We start from the raw sequence: 1,300 nt of genomic DNA on the forward strand, positions 1-1,300 counted from the left end.
AAGAGAGAATGGGAAAACCTATTCTGCTTTCTAGCATCCTCCATTTAAGGCGGCTTATATGTTTCGTCCAAGTATCATCATTCCATTGCATGGTGTGAAATCAAAAACAAAATTGTACCAATTTTTTTATGATGTAATGAAGCCTTTGAATCCATTACTATTGAAACTGAACAGTGTCATTACATCTGAGGAATTGGGAAAAGCCATGATTGAAGTAGCAAGAAACGGTCATTCTAATCCTATTATTGAAAGCAACCAACTAAAAAAAATAAGTATGTCAACTCGGTAAGGGAATTCTAGCTTCATTTCAAGCGGTAAAAATTATATTGAACTATTGAAGGAATGGACAACGTAATTTACATTTAATCCACACTTGTCCCATTCAGTTTTAGTCTGAGTGCATATGTTATTACTACCACCTGCCAGCAACACCAAAACATATATACCTCACCGAAGAACGTTTGCTTTTATTGCAGACGTTTCTTTTTATTTTTTTAGAAATAGTTTTAGTAAATCGCCATTTTGTCCTATCACCATGATGATTGTCCAAGCAAACCTTGTCCTAAAAAAATATATATACATAGTAGGATTGTTTTTCCTATGGATATTCCAATAAATAGGGGGTGAAAAATATGGGATATGGATACGGCGGAGGCTATGGCGGAGGCTATGGCGGCGGCAGCACTTTTGTGTTAATCGTAGTATTGTTCATTCTGTTAATTATCGTACTGACTAGCCTCGTTTAATAAACCACCCGATATGATTTGGGCGGAGTAAAATCCTATTTAAGCCAATACAGGAGGTGTTATACATGGAAGAACGGAGAGAAGAACGTGGTATTGCTTTCATCGTGGTATTGTTTATACTCCTTATCATTGTAGGAGCTTCTTTTATGATGGGCGGCTACTAAAGTGAACGGAACAAAGGGCAGGTTAAGTTAATCTGTCCCTTTGTTTATAGACTATTGAAATGAAAGGAGGATGAAATACACATGGTTTTTTTTCGTGATGACTTTAGAAGAAGACGTGAATTTGAATTTGAATTCGATAGAAGAAGACGTTTTCCATTTGAATTTGAATTTGAAAGAAGAAGACGCTTTGAATTTGAATTTGAAAGAAGAAGACGCTTTGAATTCGAAAGAAGACGACGCAGATTCTTTTAAGCATTTGATTTAAACAGTGTTTCCATGAGCCTACGGAAAAGAACAGTTGTCATCATATGCAACTGTTCTTTTTGAACAAATTGTAAGTTATTAAACATAAGGCGTTTTTCACTTTAAGATTAGGCTGCTATAATTGGC

General features: G+C 35.5%; 4 protein-coding genes. All 4 read left to right on the forward strand.

Annotation, left to right across the window (positions count from 1 at the left end; translation table 11 throughout):
- Positions 1-58: 58 nt before the first annotated feature.
- The 4 genes from ACIQXV_RS29750 (at position 59) to ACIQXV_RS29765 (ending at position 1,162) form a co-directional block, all read left to right on the forward strand.
- On the forward strand, positions 59-289 hold the full coding sequence (locus ACIQXV_RS29750) for a hypothetical protein (RefSeq protein ID WP_402965999.1): 231 nt from the start codon (positions 59-61) through the stop codon (positions 287-289).
- A 343-nt stretch (positions 290-632) separates the two neighbouring features.
- Positions 633-746, forward strand: coding sequence for a sporulation protein YjcZ (gene yjcZ, locus ACIQXV_RS29755; RefSeq protein ID WP_402965890.1), 114 nt, complete (start codon positions 633-635; stop codon positions 744-746).
- 65 nt (positions 747-811) lie between these two features.
- Positions 812-910 (forward strand): YjcZ family sporulation protein, encoded by a 99-nt coding sequence (locus ACIQXV_RS29760; protein WP_402965893.1) that lies wholly within the window; start codon positions 812-814, stop codon positions 908-910.
- An 81-nt stretch (positions 911-991) separates the two neighbouring features.
- Positions 992-1,162, forward strand: a complete 171-nt coding sequence (locus ACIQXV_RS29765) for a hypothetical protein (protein ID WP_402966002.1) — start codon at positions 992-994, stop codon at positions 1,160-1,162.
- Positions 1,163-1,300 lie beyond the last annotated feature (138 nt).

This window comes from Neobacillus sp. NPDC097160 (assembly GCF_044762155.1).
Taxonomy (GTDB): domain Bacteria; phylum Bacillota; class Bacilli; order Bacillales; family Cytobacillaceae; genus Neobacillus.

Coding starts and splice junctions, on each gene's coding strand:
- yjcZ (WP_402965890.1), top strand. CDS start 633: ATGGGATATGGATACGGCGGAGGCTATGGCGGAGGCTATGGCGGCGGC.
- ACIQXV_RS29760 (WP_402965893.1), top strand. CDS start 812: ATGGAAGAACGGAGAGAAGAACGTGGTATTGCTTTCATCGTGGTATTG.
- ACIQXV_RS29765 (WP_402966002.1), top strand. CDS start 992: ATGGTTTTTTTTCGTGATGACTTTAGAAGAAGACGTGAATTTGAATTT.
- ACIQXV_RS29750 (WP_402965999.1), top strand. CDS start 59: ATGTTTCGTCCAAGTATCATCATTCCATTGCATGGTGTGAAATCAAAA.